General features: G+C 68.6%; 15 protein-coding genes. 7 read left to right on the plus strand and 8 right to left on the minus strand.

What is annotated here, in order from left to right; translation table 11 throughout:
• Nucleotides 1-93: 93 nt before the first annotated feature.
• Nucleotides 94-252, minus strand: coding sequence for a hypothetical protein (locus ACVBD7_RS16825; RefSeq protein ID WP_458094385.1), 159 nt, complete (start codon nucleotides 250-252; stop codon nucleotides 94-96).
• 338 nt (nucleotides 253-590) lie between these two features.
• Between ACVBD7_RS16825 and ACVBD7_RS16830 the strand changes: the two genes are divergently transcribed.
• A complete protein-coding gene (locus ACVBD7_RS16830) occupies nucleotides 591-1,478 on the plus strand; it encodes an IclR family transcriptional regulator (protein WP_458094386.1) in 888 nt (295 codons plus the stop codon).
• Here the strand turns inward: ACVBD7_RS16830 and ACVBD7_RS16835 are convergent.
• The 4 genes from ACVBD7_RS16835 to ACVBD7_RS16850 all read right to left on the minus strand — a co-directional run bounded on the left by ACVBD7_RS16835 (nucleotide 1,402) and on the right by ACVBD7_RS16850 (nucleotide 6,151).
• A complete protein-coding gene (locus ACVBD7_RS16835) occupies nucleotides 1,402-2,124 on the minus strand; it encodes an ABC transporter ATP-binding protein (protein ID WP_458094387.1) in 723 nt (240 codons plus the stop codon). The genes ACVBD7_RS16830 and ACVBD7_RS16835 overlap by 77 nt on opposite strands.
• Nucleotides 2,121-3,935 carry a branched-chain amino acid ABC transporter ATP-binding protein/permease gene (locus ACVBD7_RS16840; protein WP_458094388.1) on the minus strand — a complete coding sequence of 605 codons (1,815 nt, stop codon included), beginning with the start codon at nucleotides 3,933-3,935 and terminating at the stop codon, nucleotides 2,121-2,123. Before ACVBD7_RS16840 ends, ACVBD7_RS16835 begins: the two co-directional genes overlap by 4 nt.
• 5 nt (nucleotides 3,936-3,940) lie before the next feature.
• Nucleotides 3,941-4,867 (minus strand): branched-chain amino acid ABC transporter permease, encoded by a 927-nt coding sequence (locus ACVBD7_RS16845; protein ID WP_458094389.1) that lies wholly within the window; start codon nucleotides 4,865-4,867, stop codon nucleotides 3,941-3,943.
• A 63-nt stretch (nucleotides 4,868-4,930) separates the two neighbouring features.
• Nucleotides 4,931-6,151 (minus strand): ABC transporter substrate-binding protein, encoded by a 1,221-nt coding sequence (locus ACVBD7_RS16850; RefSeq protein ID WP_458094390.1) that lies wholly within the window; start codon nucleotides 6,149-6,151, stop codon nucleotides 4,931-4,933.
• A gap of 315 nt (nucleotides 6,152-6,466) precedes the next feature.
• Here ACVBD7_RS16850 and ACVBD7_RS16855 point away from each other — a divergent pair, with 315 nt between their 5' ends.
• From ACVBD7_RS16855 to ACVBD7_RS16880, 6 genes are all read left to right on the plus strand, one after another.
• Nucleotides 6,467-7,216, plus strand: coding sequence for an SDR family NAD(P)-dependent oxidoreductase (locus tag ACVBD7_RS16855; RefSeq protein WP_458094391.1), 750 nt, complete (start codon nucleotides 6,467-6,469; stop codon nucleotides 7,214-7,216).
• Nucleotides 7,206-7,901: an EthD domain-containing protein gene (locus tag ACVBD7_RS16860; RefSeq protein ID WP_458094392.1), complete on the plus strand. Its 696-nt coding sequence runs from the start codon at nucleotides 7,206-7,208 to the stop codon at nucleotides 7,899-7,901. Before ACVBD7_RS16855 ends, ACVBD7_RS16860 begins: the two co-directional genes overlap by 11 nt.
• Complete coding sequence (locus tag ACVBD7_RS16865) at nucleotides 7,898-9,085, plus strand: NADH:flavin oxidoreductase/NADH oxidase (protein WP_458094393.1); 1,188 nt, start codon at nucleotides 7,898-7,900, stop codon at nucleotides 9,083-9,085. Before ACVBD7_RS16860 ends, ACVBD7_RS16865 begins: the two co-directional genes overlap by 4 nt.
• Nucleotides 9,082-10,818: an FAD-dependent oxidoreductase gene (locus ACVBD7_RS16870; RefSeq protein ID WP_458094394.1), complete on the plus strand. Its 1,737-nt coding sequence runs from the start codon at nucleotides 9,082-9,084 to the stop codon at nucleotides 10,816-10,818. The genes ACVBD7_RS16865 and ACVBD7_RS16870 overlap by 4 nt, the downstream gene beginning before the upstream one ends.
• Nucleotides 10,819-10,829: 11 nt before the next feature.
• Entirely contained in the window at nucleotides 10,830-10,964 is a 135-nt protein-coding gene (locus tag ACVBD7_RS16875; protein WP_458094395.1) for a hypothetical protein, read from the plus strand.
• A gap of 439 nt (nucleotides 10,965-11,403) precedes the next feature.
• Nucleotides 11,404-12,447, plus strand: a complete 1,044-nt coding sequence (locus tag ACVBD7_RS16880; RefSeq protein ID WP_458094396.1) for an alpha/beta fold hydrolase — start codon at nucleotides 11,404-11,406, stop codon at nucleotides 12,445-12,447.
• Nucleotides 12,448-12,625: 178 nt separating this feature from the next.
• Here the strand turns inward: ACVBD7_RS16880 and ACVBD7_RS16885 are convergent, their stop codons facing one another.
• The 3 genes from ACVBD7_RS16885 to ACVBD7_RS16895 all read right to left on the minus strand — a co-directional run bounded on the left by ACVBD7_RS16885 (nucleotide 12,626) and on the right by ACVBD7_RS16895 (nucleotide 14,832).
• Nucleotides 12,626-13,432 carry a hypothetical protein gene (locus ACVBD7_RS16885; protein WP_458094397.1) on the minus strand — a complete coding sequence of 269 codons (807 nt, stop codon included), beginning with the start codon at nucleotides 13,430-13,432 and terminating at the stop codon, nucleotides 12,626-12,628.
• Between the two features lie 15 nt (nucleotides 13,433-13,447).
• The gene (locus tag ACVBD7_RS16890; RefSeq protein ID WP_458094398.1) at nucleotides 13,448-13,882 is read right to left on the minus strand and encodes an ABA4-like family protein; all 435 of its coding nucleotides are present in this window, start codon (nucleotides 13,880-13,882) and stop codon (nucleotides 13,448-13,450) included.
• A gap of 239 nt (nucleotides 13,883-14,121) precedes the next feature.
• Nucleotides 14,122-14,832, minus strand: a complete 711-nt coding sequence (locus tag ACVBD7_RS16895) for a MipA/OmpV family protein (RefSeq protein WP_458094399.1) — start codon at nucleotides 14,830-14,832, stop codon at nucleotides 14,122-14,124.
• Nucleotides 14,833-14,848 lie beyond the last annotated feature (16 nt).

Below are 14,848 nucleotides of genomic sequence, written 5' to 3' on the forward strand. Positions count from 1 at the left end.
TGTGCGCGGACGAGCCCGGCAACGGGTCCGGCTGGGAGGAACCTCCGCATCACGAGGTGACATGCAAGGCCTGCCTGAAGCGGCTCGACCGGCTCAGGGGGCGCTAGCAGCGCAGCGATGCTGCAGCTGCTGCCCGAACAGGAAGGCAAGGATATCCGTCAGGATTTGGTCAGCATCCGACAGATCATGCATCTCGGCGTAATGCGCGAGATGCCGGATCGCGGACACGGCAAGATCCAGTTGGGAATGCATCTGCACTGCCTTCCGAATATCACGACCCGATCAGGTCCGGCGCTGTATCGACGGACGGAATGGCCAATTTGTGTCGGTCTGAGGATTATTCCGCGCCTGACGTGGTCCGGGAAGACCTATGTGAACGGGTCAAGCCACCCCGTCTCACGGCCGCCCGTCCGGCTTCCATGTTGCGGCCCTTATCCGCCGCGTGGAGGTATTGCGGCCTGACCGGCTTGCCACAGCCGGAGTTACAGCGACTGCAGGCTGCAATCGCCCCTGCCGTCCAAGGATAGGCCGCCCTGCTGTCAGCTAGAACGCAAGAAGTGTTATCGTCCAATCCAATCGATGCGGCGGAAATGAGGGTTCAGGCAATGGTGGAAGGCCGGGGCGTACAGTCCATCGAGGTTGGCGGCCGACTGCTGCGGGCGATGGTCGATGTCGGCCAGCCAGCGATGCTTCGGGACCTTTCTCACGCCGCCGAGCTGACACCTGCCCAGGCACATGCCTACCTCGTCAGCTTCCGTAAGCTCGGATTGGTCGAGCAGGACGAGGTGAGTGGGCGTTACTACCTCGGGCCCTTCGCATTGGAGATCGGCCTGGCGCGGCTTCGGAGCGCCCATCCGCTGCGCATGTCCGGCCGCGCGGCGGCGGAATTCGCGACGGAGATGGGGCTGATGGTCACCATCGCCGTCTGGGGCACGCACGGGCCCACGATCATCGAGGTGCATGAATCCAACCAGCCGATCCATGTAAACCTGCGTGCGGGATCAGTCTACACCATCACCGGCACCGCGACGGGGCGGCTCTTCGCCGCCTTCCTGCCGGCCCAGCAGGTGAGGCCTCTGCTGATGGAGGAGCTGCGCGAGGGCGGGGCGGCCAGCCGCAAGGTGGGAAAGGCCACGACCGAGGGGCGGCTGGAGCACGACATCGCCGCGATCCGCAGCCTCGGCTACTCGACGACCGAGGGCGTCCCGGTGCCAGGGATCAACGCGATCAGCGCACCGGTTTTCGACCATACAGGCCAGTTGCAGCACGCCATCACCGCCATCGGCAACGAAGGTACGCTGGACTGCGGGCCGGACAGTCCGCAGCCCGCCGCTGTGCTCGCCCTGGCGCGGCGCCTCTCGAGCGAGCTGGGCTACCTCGCCCCGATGCCTGCGTCCCCGGTCAGTGTCCCGCGCCGAGGTAGGCCGCGCGCACCTGCGGATCCTGCAGCAGCGCCGCGCCAGTCCCGTTCAGGGTGACGCGGCCGGTTTCCAGCACATAGGCCTGATCGGCAACGCCGAGCGCCAGCTTTGCCATCTGCTCCACCAGCAACACCGTGATGCCGCGCGCGCGGAGCGCGCGAATGATGCCGAAGATCTCCCGGATGATCAGCGGCGCGAGGCCGAGCGAGGGCTCGTCCAGCAGCAGCAGACGCGGCTCACCCATCAGGGCGCGGGCGATGGCCAGCATCTGCTGCTCGCCGCCTGAAAGGGTGACGGCCATCTGGTCCTGCCGTTCGCGCAGGCGCGGGAAGATGGCATATTGCGCCTCCACGGCCGCGGCCATCGCGGCGGGCGCGAGATCGCGGGACCAGGCGCCGAGTTCGAGATTGTCCCGGACACTTTGATCCGGGAAGACCCGCCGCCCCTCAGGGGAGAGAGCGATCCCGGCCTGCACGCGGCGGTTTGGCGGCAGGGAGGTGATGTCCCGCCCCTCGAACAGGATCTGCCCGGCCGAGAGCGGCAGCAGCCCCGCGATGGCCTTCATCAGCGTCGTCTTGCCCGCACCGTTCGCGCCGACGATGGCGACGACCTGGCCCTGCTCCACGCGGATCGAGGCATCGGTCACGGCCTGGATGGGGCCGTAGCCGATGCATGCCCCGCGCACCTCCAGCATCACGCTCATGCCCGTACCGCCAGTTCCGGCTCGGGCCGGGCTTGTTCGGGCTCGTCCTCCTCGGTGCCGAGATAGGCAGCCATGACGCGCGGATCGGCCTGCACCTTCATCGGCGGACCCTCGGCAATGGTGGCGCCATAGTCCAGGACGATCACGTGGTCGGAGATCGCCATGACGAGGTCCATGTGATGCTCCACGAGCAGGATGGTGATGCCCTGGTCGCGGATGCGGAGCAGGAGCTGGCCGAGTTCCGCGGTCTCCTGCGGATTCAGCCCGGCGGCCGGTTCATCAAGCAGCAGGAGATGCGGCTCGGTGGCGAGCGCGCGCGCCAATTCCACCCGGCGCTGCAGGCCGTAGGGAAGCGCACCGGCGGGCTGCTCCGCCAGGCCGGAGAGGCCGAGGAAGCGCAGGATCTCGCCGACGCGCACCTCCGCCGCCCGCTCCTCCCGCCACGCCAGGGGTAAGCCGAGCAGGGAGGAGAGGAAGCCGTTGCGCATGCGGGCGTGCTGGCCGAGCAGGACGTTGTCCCGCACCGAAAGATCCCGGAACAGGCGGAGGTTCTGGAAGCTGCGTGCGATGCCGCGGGCGCAGATGACATGCGGTGCCGTGCGGCCCAGCGCCTCGCCCTGGAAGAGGATGCTGCCGGAATCCGGGCGGACCACGCCGGACAGCATGTTGATGAAGGTGCTCTTGCCCGCGCCGTTCGGGCCAATGAGCGCGTGGATATGCCCGCGGGTGAGGCTGGCCGAAACATCGCGTGCCGGGCGGACGCCGCCATAGGCCTTATTAAGCCGGTCCGCCGTCAGCATCGGCGCATTGGGCGCGGCAGCCGCGGCCCGGACGGGAAGGCAAGCGTCAGGACTCGGGGTCTCGGCGCGCCGCGAGGCCTCGGTGCTGTCTCGGCGGCGGAACAGGGAATCGATCACGCCGGCCAACCCCTTAGGCATGACGTAGAGCGCGAAGAGCAGCAGCGCGCCCTGCACGAAGTGCTCGATCCAGGACCAGCGGGCGACGAGGGCCGTGATCACCGTCAGCGTCACCGCGCCGAGGATGGGGCCCAGCAGCGATCCGGCGCCGCCGAACAGGACGAGGAGCAGGATGAAGATCGAGAGGTTGAAGTTGATGAAGTCGGAGTTGATGTACTGGTTCTGCTGCGCCACCAGCGCGCCGGCTAGCCCGCAGGTGGCGGCGGCGATGACGAAGGCGAGGATCTTGGTCCGCAGCACGGGCACGCCCACAGCGGCAGAGGCCACCTCATCCGCCTGGAGCGAGAGGAAGGCGCGGCCGTAGCGACCCGTGAGCAGATTGCGCAGCAACAGGTGCAGACCGAGGCCGAGCGCGACGACGAGCCAGACCCATTGTGTCATGTCCAGCGGCTGGCCGGCGAAGGTGAGAGGCTTGATGGCGTAGATGCCCATGGCCCCGCCGAAGACCTCGGCCTCCGTCACCAGCTTCTCCACGACGATGCCGAAGGCGAGGGTGACCATGGCAAGGCTCGGCCCGCGCACACGGAGCGAGGGCGCCGCGATCAGCACGCCGCAGAGCGCCGCGATGACGGTGGCGAGCACCAGCGCGGTCCAGGGGCCGAGATCCCAGGAGGAGGTGGTGAGCAGCGCCGCGCCATAAGCGCCTGCCGCGAAGAGCCCGGCCTGGCCGAGCGACTTCTGCCCGGCATAGCCGAGCAGCACGTTCATGCCGGAGGCGCAGAGAAAGTAGATGCCGATGTTGAACAGGACGCGCAGGTAGAAGTCGTTGGTTACCACGGCGGCCATCAGGGCCACCGCCGCTGCGAACAGCACGGCCAGGAGAGCATGGCGCATCGGCGTCACACCTTGTCCAACGCGCGCCGGCCGAACAGCCCGTTCGGCTTCACGGCGAGCACGAGGATGATGAGGAGGAACACGGCGATCTCGCGCCACTGGGCCTGCCAGAGCGCAACGCCCGATTCCAGCAGACCAAGGGCAAAGCCGCCGAAGATGCAGCCGCGCGGGTTGTCCAGGCCGCCGAGGATGGCGCCGGAGAAGGCCTTGAGCGCGATGCCCATGCCCATGAAGAGCGAGGCCGAGGCGATGGGGGCCACCAGCACACCGCCCACCCCCGCCAGCGCGGAGGACAGGGCGAAGGCGCCGAGCATGACGGCGGTGACGTTAATGCCCATCAGCGCCGCGACATCCGGATCATAGGCGACGGCGCGCATCGCCTTGCCCAGCCGCGTCCGGCGCATGACGAGGTCGAGCGCGACCATCAGCACCACGGCCACGACCAACACCGCGATCTCCTGCGGCCGCACGCCGGCCCCGCCGAGGCGCAGCACGCCGTCGCCGAAGGGGGACGGCATGTTCACGGGCGCCGGACCCCAGACCGCGAGACCCAGGGACTGCAGGATAATGCCGAAGCCGATTGTGCTCATTACCCAGGACATGCCGGGCTTGCCCGCGAAGGGGCGGATAGCGGCAAGGAAAAGCAGCAGGCCGAGCGTACCCAGCGCCGCGCCCACCGCCAGCGCCGCAACGGGATAGCGGAAGCCCTCAGAGGCCGCGGGTGCCAGCGCGCCGAAGCTGCCGCTTTCCCCGGAGGAGAGGGCATAGAGCACGGTGACGCCGAGGAAGGCGCCCACGCCGATGAACTCGCCCTGGGCGAAGTTCAGGGTGCGGGTGGTGGTGAAGGTGATGCTGAAGCTCAGGGCGATGAGGGCGTAAACCCCCCCGATCGCCAGCCCGCTCACCAGGGCCTGCAACATGGTCGCCAGCACGGCTCGGTTCTCCTGGGCCGGTTGGGCCGCGGTCCCCGCACAGGGCGGGGCCGCGGGGAGGAATCAGCCCTTGAAGTCGCCGGGCTGCAGGCCGCGCACAACCTCGTCGCTGAAGGCGGCGAGCTTGCCGTCGCGCCAGCAGGTCCAGCGCTGGTCGGCCGCGGTCAGCGCCTCGTGCTCGGTCTTGCTAAAGGGCTTGTCGTAGGTCTTGGCATAGCCCTGCAGCGTGCCGCGCAGGTCCTCCAGCGCCTCGCGCACCGCGGGGCCGTCGGTGCGGCCGGCCTGGGCGATGGCGCGGGCGAGCAGCATGGTGCCGTCATAGCCGTGCACGGCGAAGGAGAAGGCGGAATCCGCATCGATCCTGGGGCGGATGCGGGCAAAGAAGGCCTGCTGGTGCGGCGTGCGGTCCTCGGACACCGTGCGGAGGAAGATCGGTTTCTCAGCAAGCTGCGGGCCGGCGGCGTTGATGAAGCTGAGATTATCGGCGGCCCAGCTCGTCAGCACGGTGGGAAAGTAGTTGATCTTCTCCATGCTGCGCATGAGCTGCCCGATCGGCGTGCCCTGCGCCCAGACCAGCGCCGTCTCAACGCCCGCCGAGCGCAGCTTGGAGAGCTGCGAGGTCATGTCCGTGTCGTTGACGTTGAACTTCTCGTTCGCGACCGGCGTCATCTCCTGGGCGGCCGCAACCTCGGTCAGGTCCTTCAGCCCGCCCTGGCCGTAGCCGGTCGTCTCCGTCAGGAAGCCGATCTTGCCGGTGCCTGGGCGCTTCTTCGCATAACCCATGATGGTGACGACCTGGGTGCGATCCACGCTGCCGACGCGGAACATGTAGTTGTCGGCCCCCTCGCGCATCGGCTTGGTGATGTCGGTGGCCGAGCCGATGCAGCCCATCACGGGGATGCGCTTCTGGTTGGGGATGTGGCGCCAGGCCAGCGCATTGCCGGAATTGGTCGGGCCGAGCACGGCGACGACGCGCTCATTGTCGATTAGGTCGCTCATGTTCTGGATCGACTTGGGCGGCTGGGACAGGTCGTCGCGGATCACCAGCGAGAACGGACGGCCAAGCACGCCGCCTTCCTTGTTCACATCCTCAATCGCGGCCTCAATGCCGACGACGGCGGCGCGGCCGGACTGGGCGGAGGGAGAGGCGGCGAGATCGCCGTTGAAGCCGAGCTTGATGGGCTGCCCCTGGGCCAGCGCCCGCCCGGACAGGGCCGGTGTGACCAGTAGGCCCGCGAGCGCGCCGCGCCCGAGATCACGCCGTGTGGGCCGGAACTCTTGCATCACGTCCTCCTCTCTCGCCTCGCGGCGCCCGTCTGTGCGGGATGATTGAAGACGGAAGAGAGGATGGACGGCGCGGCATGGAGCACTGCGGCTTGCCTCTCCCCCAGTCTTTGGCCGGGTCTTGGATGCCCGATCTCAGGGAAGGCTAAGTGCCACCGAAGCGGTATGCAATAAACAAAACCTCTTGGCCGCGACAATTTGTCCCTTGCGAATGATTTCGGTGCGTGTTTGCCTGCTTCCGCGGTGCCCCCTCGAATGGGCCGCCGGCCAGCAGGTGTGCGACGACACCCCGCGGCACAAGGAGGGACTGCCCGGATGCTGCTGTCAGGACAACGCGCGCTCGTCACCGGGGCCGGCCAGGGCAATGGCGCCGCCATGGCGCTAGGACTGGCGCAGCATGGGGCGCTGGTGGCGGTGACGGATCTCGACGCTGCCCTTGCCGCCGAAACCGCCGCGCGGATCACCGAGGCTGTTGGCCAGGCCGTCTCCCACGCGCTGGACGTCACGGACCTGGACGGTTGCCGCGCTTTCGCAGCCCGGCTCGCCGCGGAGTGGGGCGATGTCTCCATCCTCGTGAACAATGCCGGCCTCTGCCCGCGTCACACGGTGGACGACCCGGCGCTGGACCGTGCCTGGGACGCCGCGATGGACGTGAACCTCCGCGGCACGCTCAACGTCACCCGCGCCTTTCTCGACGCGCTCCGGCGGACCAAGGGGCGGGTCGTCAACATCGCCTCCATCGCTTCCTTCGTCTCGACGAACACCTCGGTCAGCTATCCCGTTTCCAAGGCAGGCGTGCGGGCACTGACGGGCGCGCTGGCGCAGGAACTGGCGCCCGACGGGGTGCGGGTGAACGCGATCGCCCCCGGCACCTTCGCCACCCGCATGACCGAGGCGACGCGCCTCAACCCCGAGCGGTCCGAACGCTTCCTCGCCCGCATACCCATGCGTCGCTATGGCGAGCCGGAGGAGTTGGTGGGGCCGCTGGTCTTTCTCGCCTCCGACATGTCCAGCTACGTCACCGGCAGCACGCTGGTGGTCGATGGCGGTTATCTTGCGACCTGACGCGATGGTCGTCCGCATGGGCCTGCTCAGCCGGCGCCCGGACACCGCACCTGACGCGTTTCGCCGGTACTGGCGCGAGGTCCACGGCCCCCTCGCCGCGCGGCTTCCGGGATTGCGGCGCTACGCGCAGAACCTCGTCACGGATCGGTCCCAGCTCGCCATCGACCATGCCCGGGGAGGCTGGGACCTCGACGGCATCTCGCAGCTCACCTTCGACGACCGCGCCGCCATGGACGCGGCCGCTGCCTCGCCCGAAATGACCCCGATCGGGCCCGACAACGACCGCTTCGCGGTGTTGCGCGGCATCCTCGTCACACAGCCCAATCCGGTGGTGCCGGTGGCGGAGGGTCCGCTGGTCAAGCGCATGTCGCTCCTGCGGCGCCGCCCCGATATCGACGCCGATCGGTTCCGGGAGGAGTGGTTCGGCTTCCATGCCGAGGCGGTTGGCCGGTTTCCGGGTCTGGCGGGCTACACGCAGAACCTCGTCGTCGCGCGCCAGGCCGGCGGGGCCACGGACTACGCCGACCTGCCCGTGGATGGCGTGGTCGAGATGTGGTTCCGGAACGTCGAGGACCTGAAGACCGCCTTCGCCTCCCCCGCCGCTGAAATATCGCAGCGGCACGCGAAGGAGTTCATCGCGGACATCACCACCTTCCTGGTCGAACCCCACGCGGTGGTGGGATGACGGCAGCGCCGCTTCTCCTGTCTCCGCTCGCGCTGCGGGAGCTCCGCCTGCGCAACCGCATCGTCATCTCGCCCATGTGCCAGCACGCGGGCGAGGATGGCGCAGCGACGGACTGGCACCTCGTCCATCTCGGCAAGTTCGCCCTGGGCGGTGCAGGTCTGATCCTGACGGAAAGCACGGCCGTCTCCATGGAGGGGCGGATCGGGGAGGCCGATCTCGGCCTCTGGTCGGATGCCCATGTCGCGCCACTGCGCCGCGTGACGGCCTTCGTGAAGGGCCAGGGCTCCGCAATCGGCGTGCAGCTCGCCCATGCCGGGCGCAAGGCGGGCAGCCATCCCCTCTGGCATGGCGGCCGCGCCTTCACCGCGGACGAGTTGGCGGCGCGCAGCTGGTCCCGTATCGGCCCCAGCGCCATCGCGGCCGGGCCGGAATGGAGCGATCCGGCCGCAATGGATGCGTCCGACATCGTGCGCGTGATCGGGGACTTCGCCACCGCCACCCGCCGCGCCGATGCGGCCGGATTCGATGTGGTGGAGCTGCATTTCGGCCATGGCTATCTCGCCGCCAGCTTCCTCTCGCCCCTCTCGAACCGGCGCACGGACAGCTATGGCGGCGATCGCGCGGGGCGGATGCGGCTGGCGCTGGAGATTGCCGCCCGTGTCCGCGCCGAGTGGCCGAATGGCAAGCCGCTGTTCTGCCGGATCTCGGCCGTGGACGGAGCCGACGGTGGCTGGGACATCGCGGACTCCATCGCCCTGGCAGAGGCGCTGAAGGCCCAAGGGGTCGATGTGATCGATGTCTCCTCCGGCGGGTTGACGGAGGAGACGCGGCGCATCGCCGTGCCGCGCGGCCCCGGCTTCCAGGCCGGTTTCGCCGAGGCGATCCGCCGCGGTGCCAGCGTCACCACCCAGGCGGTCGGGATGATCCTCGACGGGCCCCAGGCCGAGGCCATCCTGCAGGACGGCCAGGCCGATCTGGTGGCCATCGCGCGGGAGGCGCTGCGCGATCCCTACTGGCCGCGCCGGGCGGCCGAGCAGCTCGGCATCGAGGACGACTACGCGGACTGGCCGGAACGCCATGGCGTCTGGCTGGCGAAGCGCGAGCAGGGGATGGGCGGCGTGCTGCGCGCGCGCCGGGCCGCCCTGGCGCGCGCTGCCACGGAGAAGGGAAGGGAAACGGCGTGACCGATACGGTGGAATGCGACGTGCTAGTGGTCGGCTCCGGCGCCGGCGGGCTTTCGGCGGCGGTGGCGGCGGCGGCCCGCGGCCTCTCGGTGATCGTGGCGGAAAAGGAGCCCTATGTCGGCGGCACCACCGCGCTCTCGGGCGGCTTCCTGTGGGTGCCGAACAACCCGGTCTCGCAGCGCGACGGGGTGGAGGACAGCGTGGACTCCGCCCGCACCTATCTGCGCCATGAGGCTGGCAACCACTTCAAAGCCGACTGCGTCGACGCCTTCCTGGCGGCCGGGCCGGAGGCGGTGGACTTCTTCGACCGCGAGACGGCGGTGAAGTTCGAACCCGCCTCGGCCTTCTCCGACTACCATCCCACCGCGCCGGGCGGCCGCTCGGGCGGGCGATCCATCAAGGCGCAGGCCTATCGCGCGCAGGGGCTGGGCAGCGAGTTGAAGCGGCTGCGGCCGCCGCTGCCGGAACTGACCTTCGTCGGGCTGATGATCGGCTCCGGGCCGGAGCTGAAGCATTTCTTCAACGTCACGCGGTCGCTGGCCTCGGCCGCCTATGTGGCGGGGCGGCTGGCGTCCCATGCGCGGGACCTGGTGACGAACGGGCGCGGCATGCTGCTGACCAACGGCAATGCCCTTGCCGCGCGTCTTTTCCGCAGCGCGCTCGATCGCGGCGTGCAGGTCTGGACCGATGCGCCCGCCCTGCGCCTCGAGCGCGAGGGGGAGGCCGTGCGCGGCGCTATGGTGCGGCATGAGGGCCGGGAGGTCCGTGTGCGCGCAAAACGTGGCGTGGTGCTCGCGGCCGGCGGCTTTCCGCAGGACAAGGAACGCCGCCGCGCGATGTTCCCGCATGACCGTGATAACACCGGGCATTTCTCCCCCGCCCCTGCCGGCAACACCGGCGACGGGCTGCGGCTTGGCGAGGGCGTGGGCGCCACGGTGGTGCAGGGCTATCCCAACGCCGCAGCCTGGGTCCCGGTCTCCCGCGTGCCGCGTAAAGACGGAAGCTGGGGCGTGTTCCCGCACTTCATCGACCGCGCCAAGCCTGGGCTGATCGCGGTGCTTCCGAATGGGAAGCGCTTCGTGAACGAGGCGAATTCCTATCACGACTTCATCCAGGCGCTGTTCGCCAGCACCAAGCCGGGCGAGGCCGCGCGCGCCTATCTCGTCGTGGACCAGCCGTTCCTGAGCCGCTTCGGCCTCGGCTTCGTAAAGCCCTTCCCCGTCCCTGTCGGGCCAAACATCCGGTCCGGCTACCTAAAGACCGGCAAGACCGCCGCGGAACTGGCGCGCAACGCGGGCATCGACCCCACCGGGCTGGAAGCGACGCTTGCCGAGTGGAACCGCGACATGGAGGGGGGAGAGGACCGCGCCTTCGGCAAGGGTTCCACCGCCTACAACCGCTTCAACGGCGATCCGGAGTTCCAGCCCAACCCCTGCCTGGCGCCGATCGCGAAAGGGCCCTTCTACGCCGTCGAGCTGGTGGTAGGCGATCTCGGCACCTTTGCCGGCCTGCGGTCCAACGGGAACGCGCAGGTGCTGGACGAGGAGGGCAAGCCGATCCCTGGCCTCTACTCCGCAGGCAACGATATGGCGAGCATCATGGGCGGCAACTACCCCGGTGGTGGGATCACGCTCGGCCCCGCGCTCACCTTCGGCTGGATCGCCGCGAGGCATATGGCCGGGACATCCGACGTGGCCACCGCGCGCACGAATGCCGAGGCGATCGGCGCGTAGAGGAACCCGCCGTGTCCGGCTTTGCCGGCACGAACGACCCTGCCGAGAAAATTGCGGGCGGCATCATTGGCGATGACAGCGTGCTGGTGGAGGCCCAAGCCACCCCGCGCATGGCGCGTCTCATCCTCCATGCACCAACGCACTGAATGCGGGGGCTCTAATCAACCACGACAGCTCCAGCTCAGGCACATGAGGACGAACCAGAGGCCGCAGGGCGGCGACAGCACCCTGCGCGGAGGTACAGGGCCCGCCCAGGTCTGTTCCCGTAGGTCGCGCCAGCAAAGGGGTAATAAGCTGGCCCCGCTGATGTAAGGCATGGATCAGTTCTCCCAGCCTCGATGCTGCACAGCGGCACTCTCCTGCAGCATCAAGCGCGGCAAGGGCACCTTCGTCAGCGGTCGCCTTGAGCCGGGGACGCCCCGCACATGGCACGAAGACACCGCTAGTCAGCATCCGCCCGGTCAATCCTGGAAACGGTGAGCCGTTCAAGGTATCCCGGCCTCGGCATAGCAATGGGCCAGTCAGGTCCGCTTCGTTGCCCGCCGCCCGCGACCCGACCCGCAACTGCGACGAGGATATCCCGCCATGCAGCTCTCCCTCGTTCATACCACTTGGCCGCTCCGCCGCGCGCTCGGCCTAGCCCTTGCCACCCTGCTGGCCGCTGCCCCAGCAACCGGTCAGACCGTCACACCATCCCAGCCAGCCTACGGTGCCGAGCTGGAAGGCTTCGCCTATCCCTACCCTGTCGAGCGCTTCCGCTTCCCGTCGCAGCGACAGGAGGTGTCGATGGCCTTCATGGACGTTGCCCCGACCGGGGCCGCGAACGGCCGCACCGTTGTGCTCCTGCACGGCAAGAATTTCTGCGCCGCCACCTGGGAAACGACGATCGCTGCCCTTGCAGGCGCTGGCTACCGGGTGATCGCCCCCGACCAGGTCGGCTTCTGCGCTTCCACCAAGCCGGAGCGCTACCAGTTCAGCTTCGGCCAGCTTGCCGTCAACACCCGCGCTCTGCTGGCGGCGCGTGGGGTGGAGCGGGCCACGATCCTCGGCCACTCGATGGGCGGAATGCTTGCCGCCCGCTATGCGCTGATGTTCCCGCAGAACACCGAACGGCTGGTGATGGTCAACCCGCTCGGGCTGGAGGATTGGCAGGCCGAGGGGGTGCCCTACAGCAGCCCGGACCAGAACATGCAGGGCGAGCTACGCACCGATTACGACAGCATCCGCGCCTACCAGCTGCGCTTCTACTACGACAACCAATGGAAGCCCGAATACGAGCAATGGGCACGGATGGCAGCCGGCCTTTACGCCGGCCCGGGCCGCGACGTCGTGGCCTGGAACCAGGCACTGACCTCGGAGATGATCCAGACCCAACCGGTGGTGCATGAATTCGGGCGCATCCGGGTGCCAACGCTGCTCATGATCGGTGGCCGCGACCGCACAGCGCCCGGCGCCGCGCGCGCACCGCGAGAGGTGCAGGATCGCCTGGGCCGCTACGCCGAGCTCGGCCGCCGTGCCGCCGCCGCGATTCCCGGCGCCCAGCTGTTGGAATTCCCTGAGTTGGCCCACTCACCGCAGGTCGAGGCACCGGCCCGCTTCCACGAGGCGCTGCTCCGCGCGCTGGATTGATGCCCGCCAGGCGCGGTCACCTCCAACATCAGAGGTGACCGAAGCGAAGCTGGACGTGGGGCGTTCGGCACCCACGTCCAGCCGGGCTGTTCAACACCCAGCGCCGGCCGTTGCTGGTTACTGCACACGCGCCCGAAGAGCCGCGCGGCATGCCTTCGCGCCGCCCAATCGCAACCTCTCAACCGAGCGGAATGAAAGGGCGGCCGGCGAGCGCCTGGATGAAAAGACCCAGAGTGGCAGCCGACCAGACCACCGAGGCCGCCAGAAGGACCGGGCGCGTATCACGTGCATTCCAGGCGTTCAGCATGAGGCCAAGTAGCGGGATCACTTGCGCGGCGTGAAGCCCGACAAAATGCGCCACCCGCAGATCCCCGCCCGTTCCAGACCAACCAAGAAGCGGGACGCCAGGGCCGTGCCCGCCGCCACCGATGACCGGGCCATGGTTCACGGCAATGGCCCAGCCCGTGACCAACCCCGCGATACCGGAGACGAGCAGCCCGATACCGACCGCACGGCTCACGAGCCGGGGCACCTGCCGTGCCGGGCGCGACAATACCAGCACGCCGAGCAGCGCGGTCGCGAGGACGATGAGCGTCGCACCAGCGCCCATCAGCTGGTACATCACGAACTCGAACCGGCTCACCGCGAAGTGGGAGGGCAGTCCGCGGGCGCCCTGCACGGTGATCCAGACCACCTCGAACAGCGACATCGTCAGGAGGGCGAGGAGAAAGGCCCTGGCGGCCCAGCCCTCCCTTGCGCTTCGGTCGAGCGCGGCGAGGGCCAGCGCGACGGTCAGGACATGAACGCCGAAGGACAGCTGGAACTTGAAGGGTTTCAGCCAGACGGAAACGGCATTGATCGTCCGGCCATCGAGGGCGAGGCCGAACAGGGCCGGCAGCATCATGGCAAGGAAGAGCAGGCCCACCGCGGCCACAACCCGCTCCTGCCGAAGCAGTCGCGCGGTGCTGGTGATGATGTCGGACATCGCCGAGCTCCCCGGTCAGGCGATGCGGGATGTCGCGCGCTGCAGCGCGACGCCGGCGGCGAGAACCAGCAGGCCGATCGGTCCGAACAGGAATGTCAGCGGCAGCGCGGGAAGAAGCAGCCAGCGCGTCAGTCCCCGCCGGTCCACTTCGTCCGCGATCCAGCCACCCACCAGCAGGTCGAAGGCGAGGTAGTGCGCCCAGCCCGCGAGCAGCATGCGCGGGTCCTCGAAGAGGCGAGCGACGGCGTCGAGGGTGTCGTAGCCGCCTTCGGAGGTGGGCCAGGCGATGGCGACGAGCGCCGCGTAGAGGACCGACAGAAGCAGTGGTACAGCGCGGCCGGCAACAACCACCCGTAGCCAGGCCTGGTTCGCGAGGATGCCGAGAATCAACGCTCCCCATCCGGAGAGGGCGAGCAGGTTGGCAACCAGGAAGAGGGAGCGCGGGTTCATGGGCGTGTCCTGTCGTGCAAAGGGTTGAGGTCTTGCGGCCGGCCACTTGCTCTCGATACGCGAGGGGCCGATCGTATCGGCGGGCCGACATCATTGGCTTCGTGCGCGGCATGCGCTCATCGAGCGGGTCTGCGGCGCAGGCACGGGATGAAGATGTCAGGGCTGGGTTTCGCTGCGGGCGAACGGCCTCGCCTTCGCTGAGAGCCTCGTCCCGCGGCCTTTGCTCGTCGCGAGCGCTTTCAGAACCGGTAGGATACGGCGAGACCGCCCATCAGCTGGTTCCTGGAGCCTTCCCCAGTGACGATCGGGCTATCGGCGGCATCCCCCAGGAGGCGACTGTAAGCCAGCCGTCCGGTCAGGCCCCAGTGCGCGTTGAATTGGTAGCCGGCGGTGAGGCCAAGCCCTGCATCCCGCAATCCGCCACCCGGCCTATAGGCTTGCACCCCGGATTGTACGGCCTCCGACTGCGTGACGCCGAAATAGGTGCGCGTGTACTCGCCATTGGCGAAGTTCACCTCGGCATCGAGGTTCACGAAGATGCTGCGCCCGCGCAGCGCGGCATAGGAGATTCCGGCCGTGCCAAGAAAGCCGCTCTTTGATCCCGTAGCGGCAAGGGACAGCTCCACCTGGCCCTGCCCGCGGGCATCTCCACCAAGGCGAACACCCATGAAGCCACCGGCCTCGATGGCTGTGTCGATCTCGCGCATTCGGGCAACGCGGTCACTGTCCACATCGCTGTCGCGGCCCGAGTTGATTCGGATCAGCGGCCCCGCGACGAAGTGGCGTGACGGCACGACGTTGGCCCGAAGCGTCAGTCCGCGAAGCTGGAGGAAGTACGGGCCGTAATTCACATCGCCCAGCAGGAACGGGGCGATCTTGGTCGAATCTGCTCCTGCATACTCCGGCACCATGGCCGGGCCGAGCCCGAGGAAGCCGGACCACCCGGTCACTGGATCGGAGCCCGCA

It is taken from the genome of Roseomonas sp. WA12, assembly GCF_054165765.1.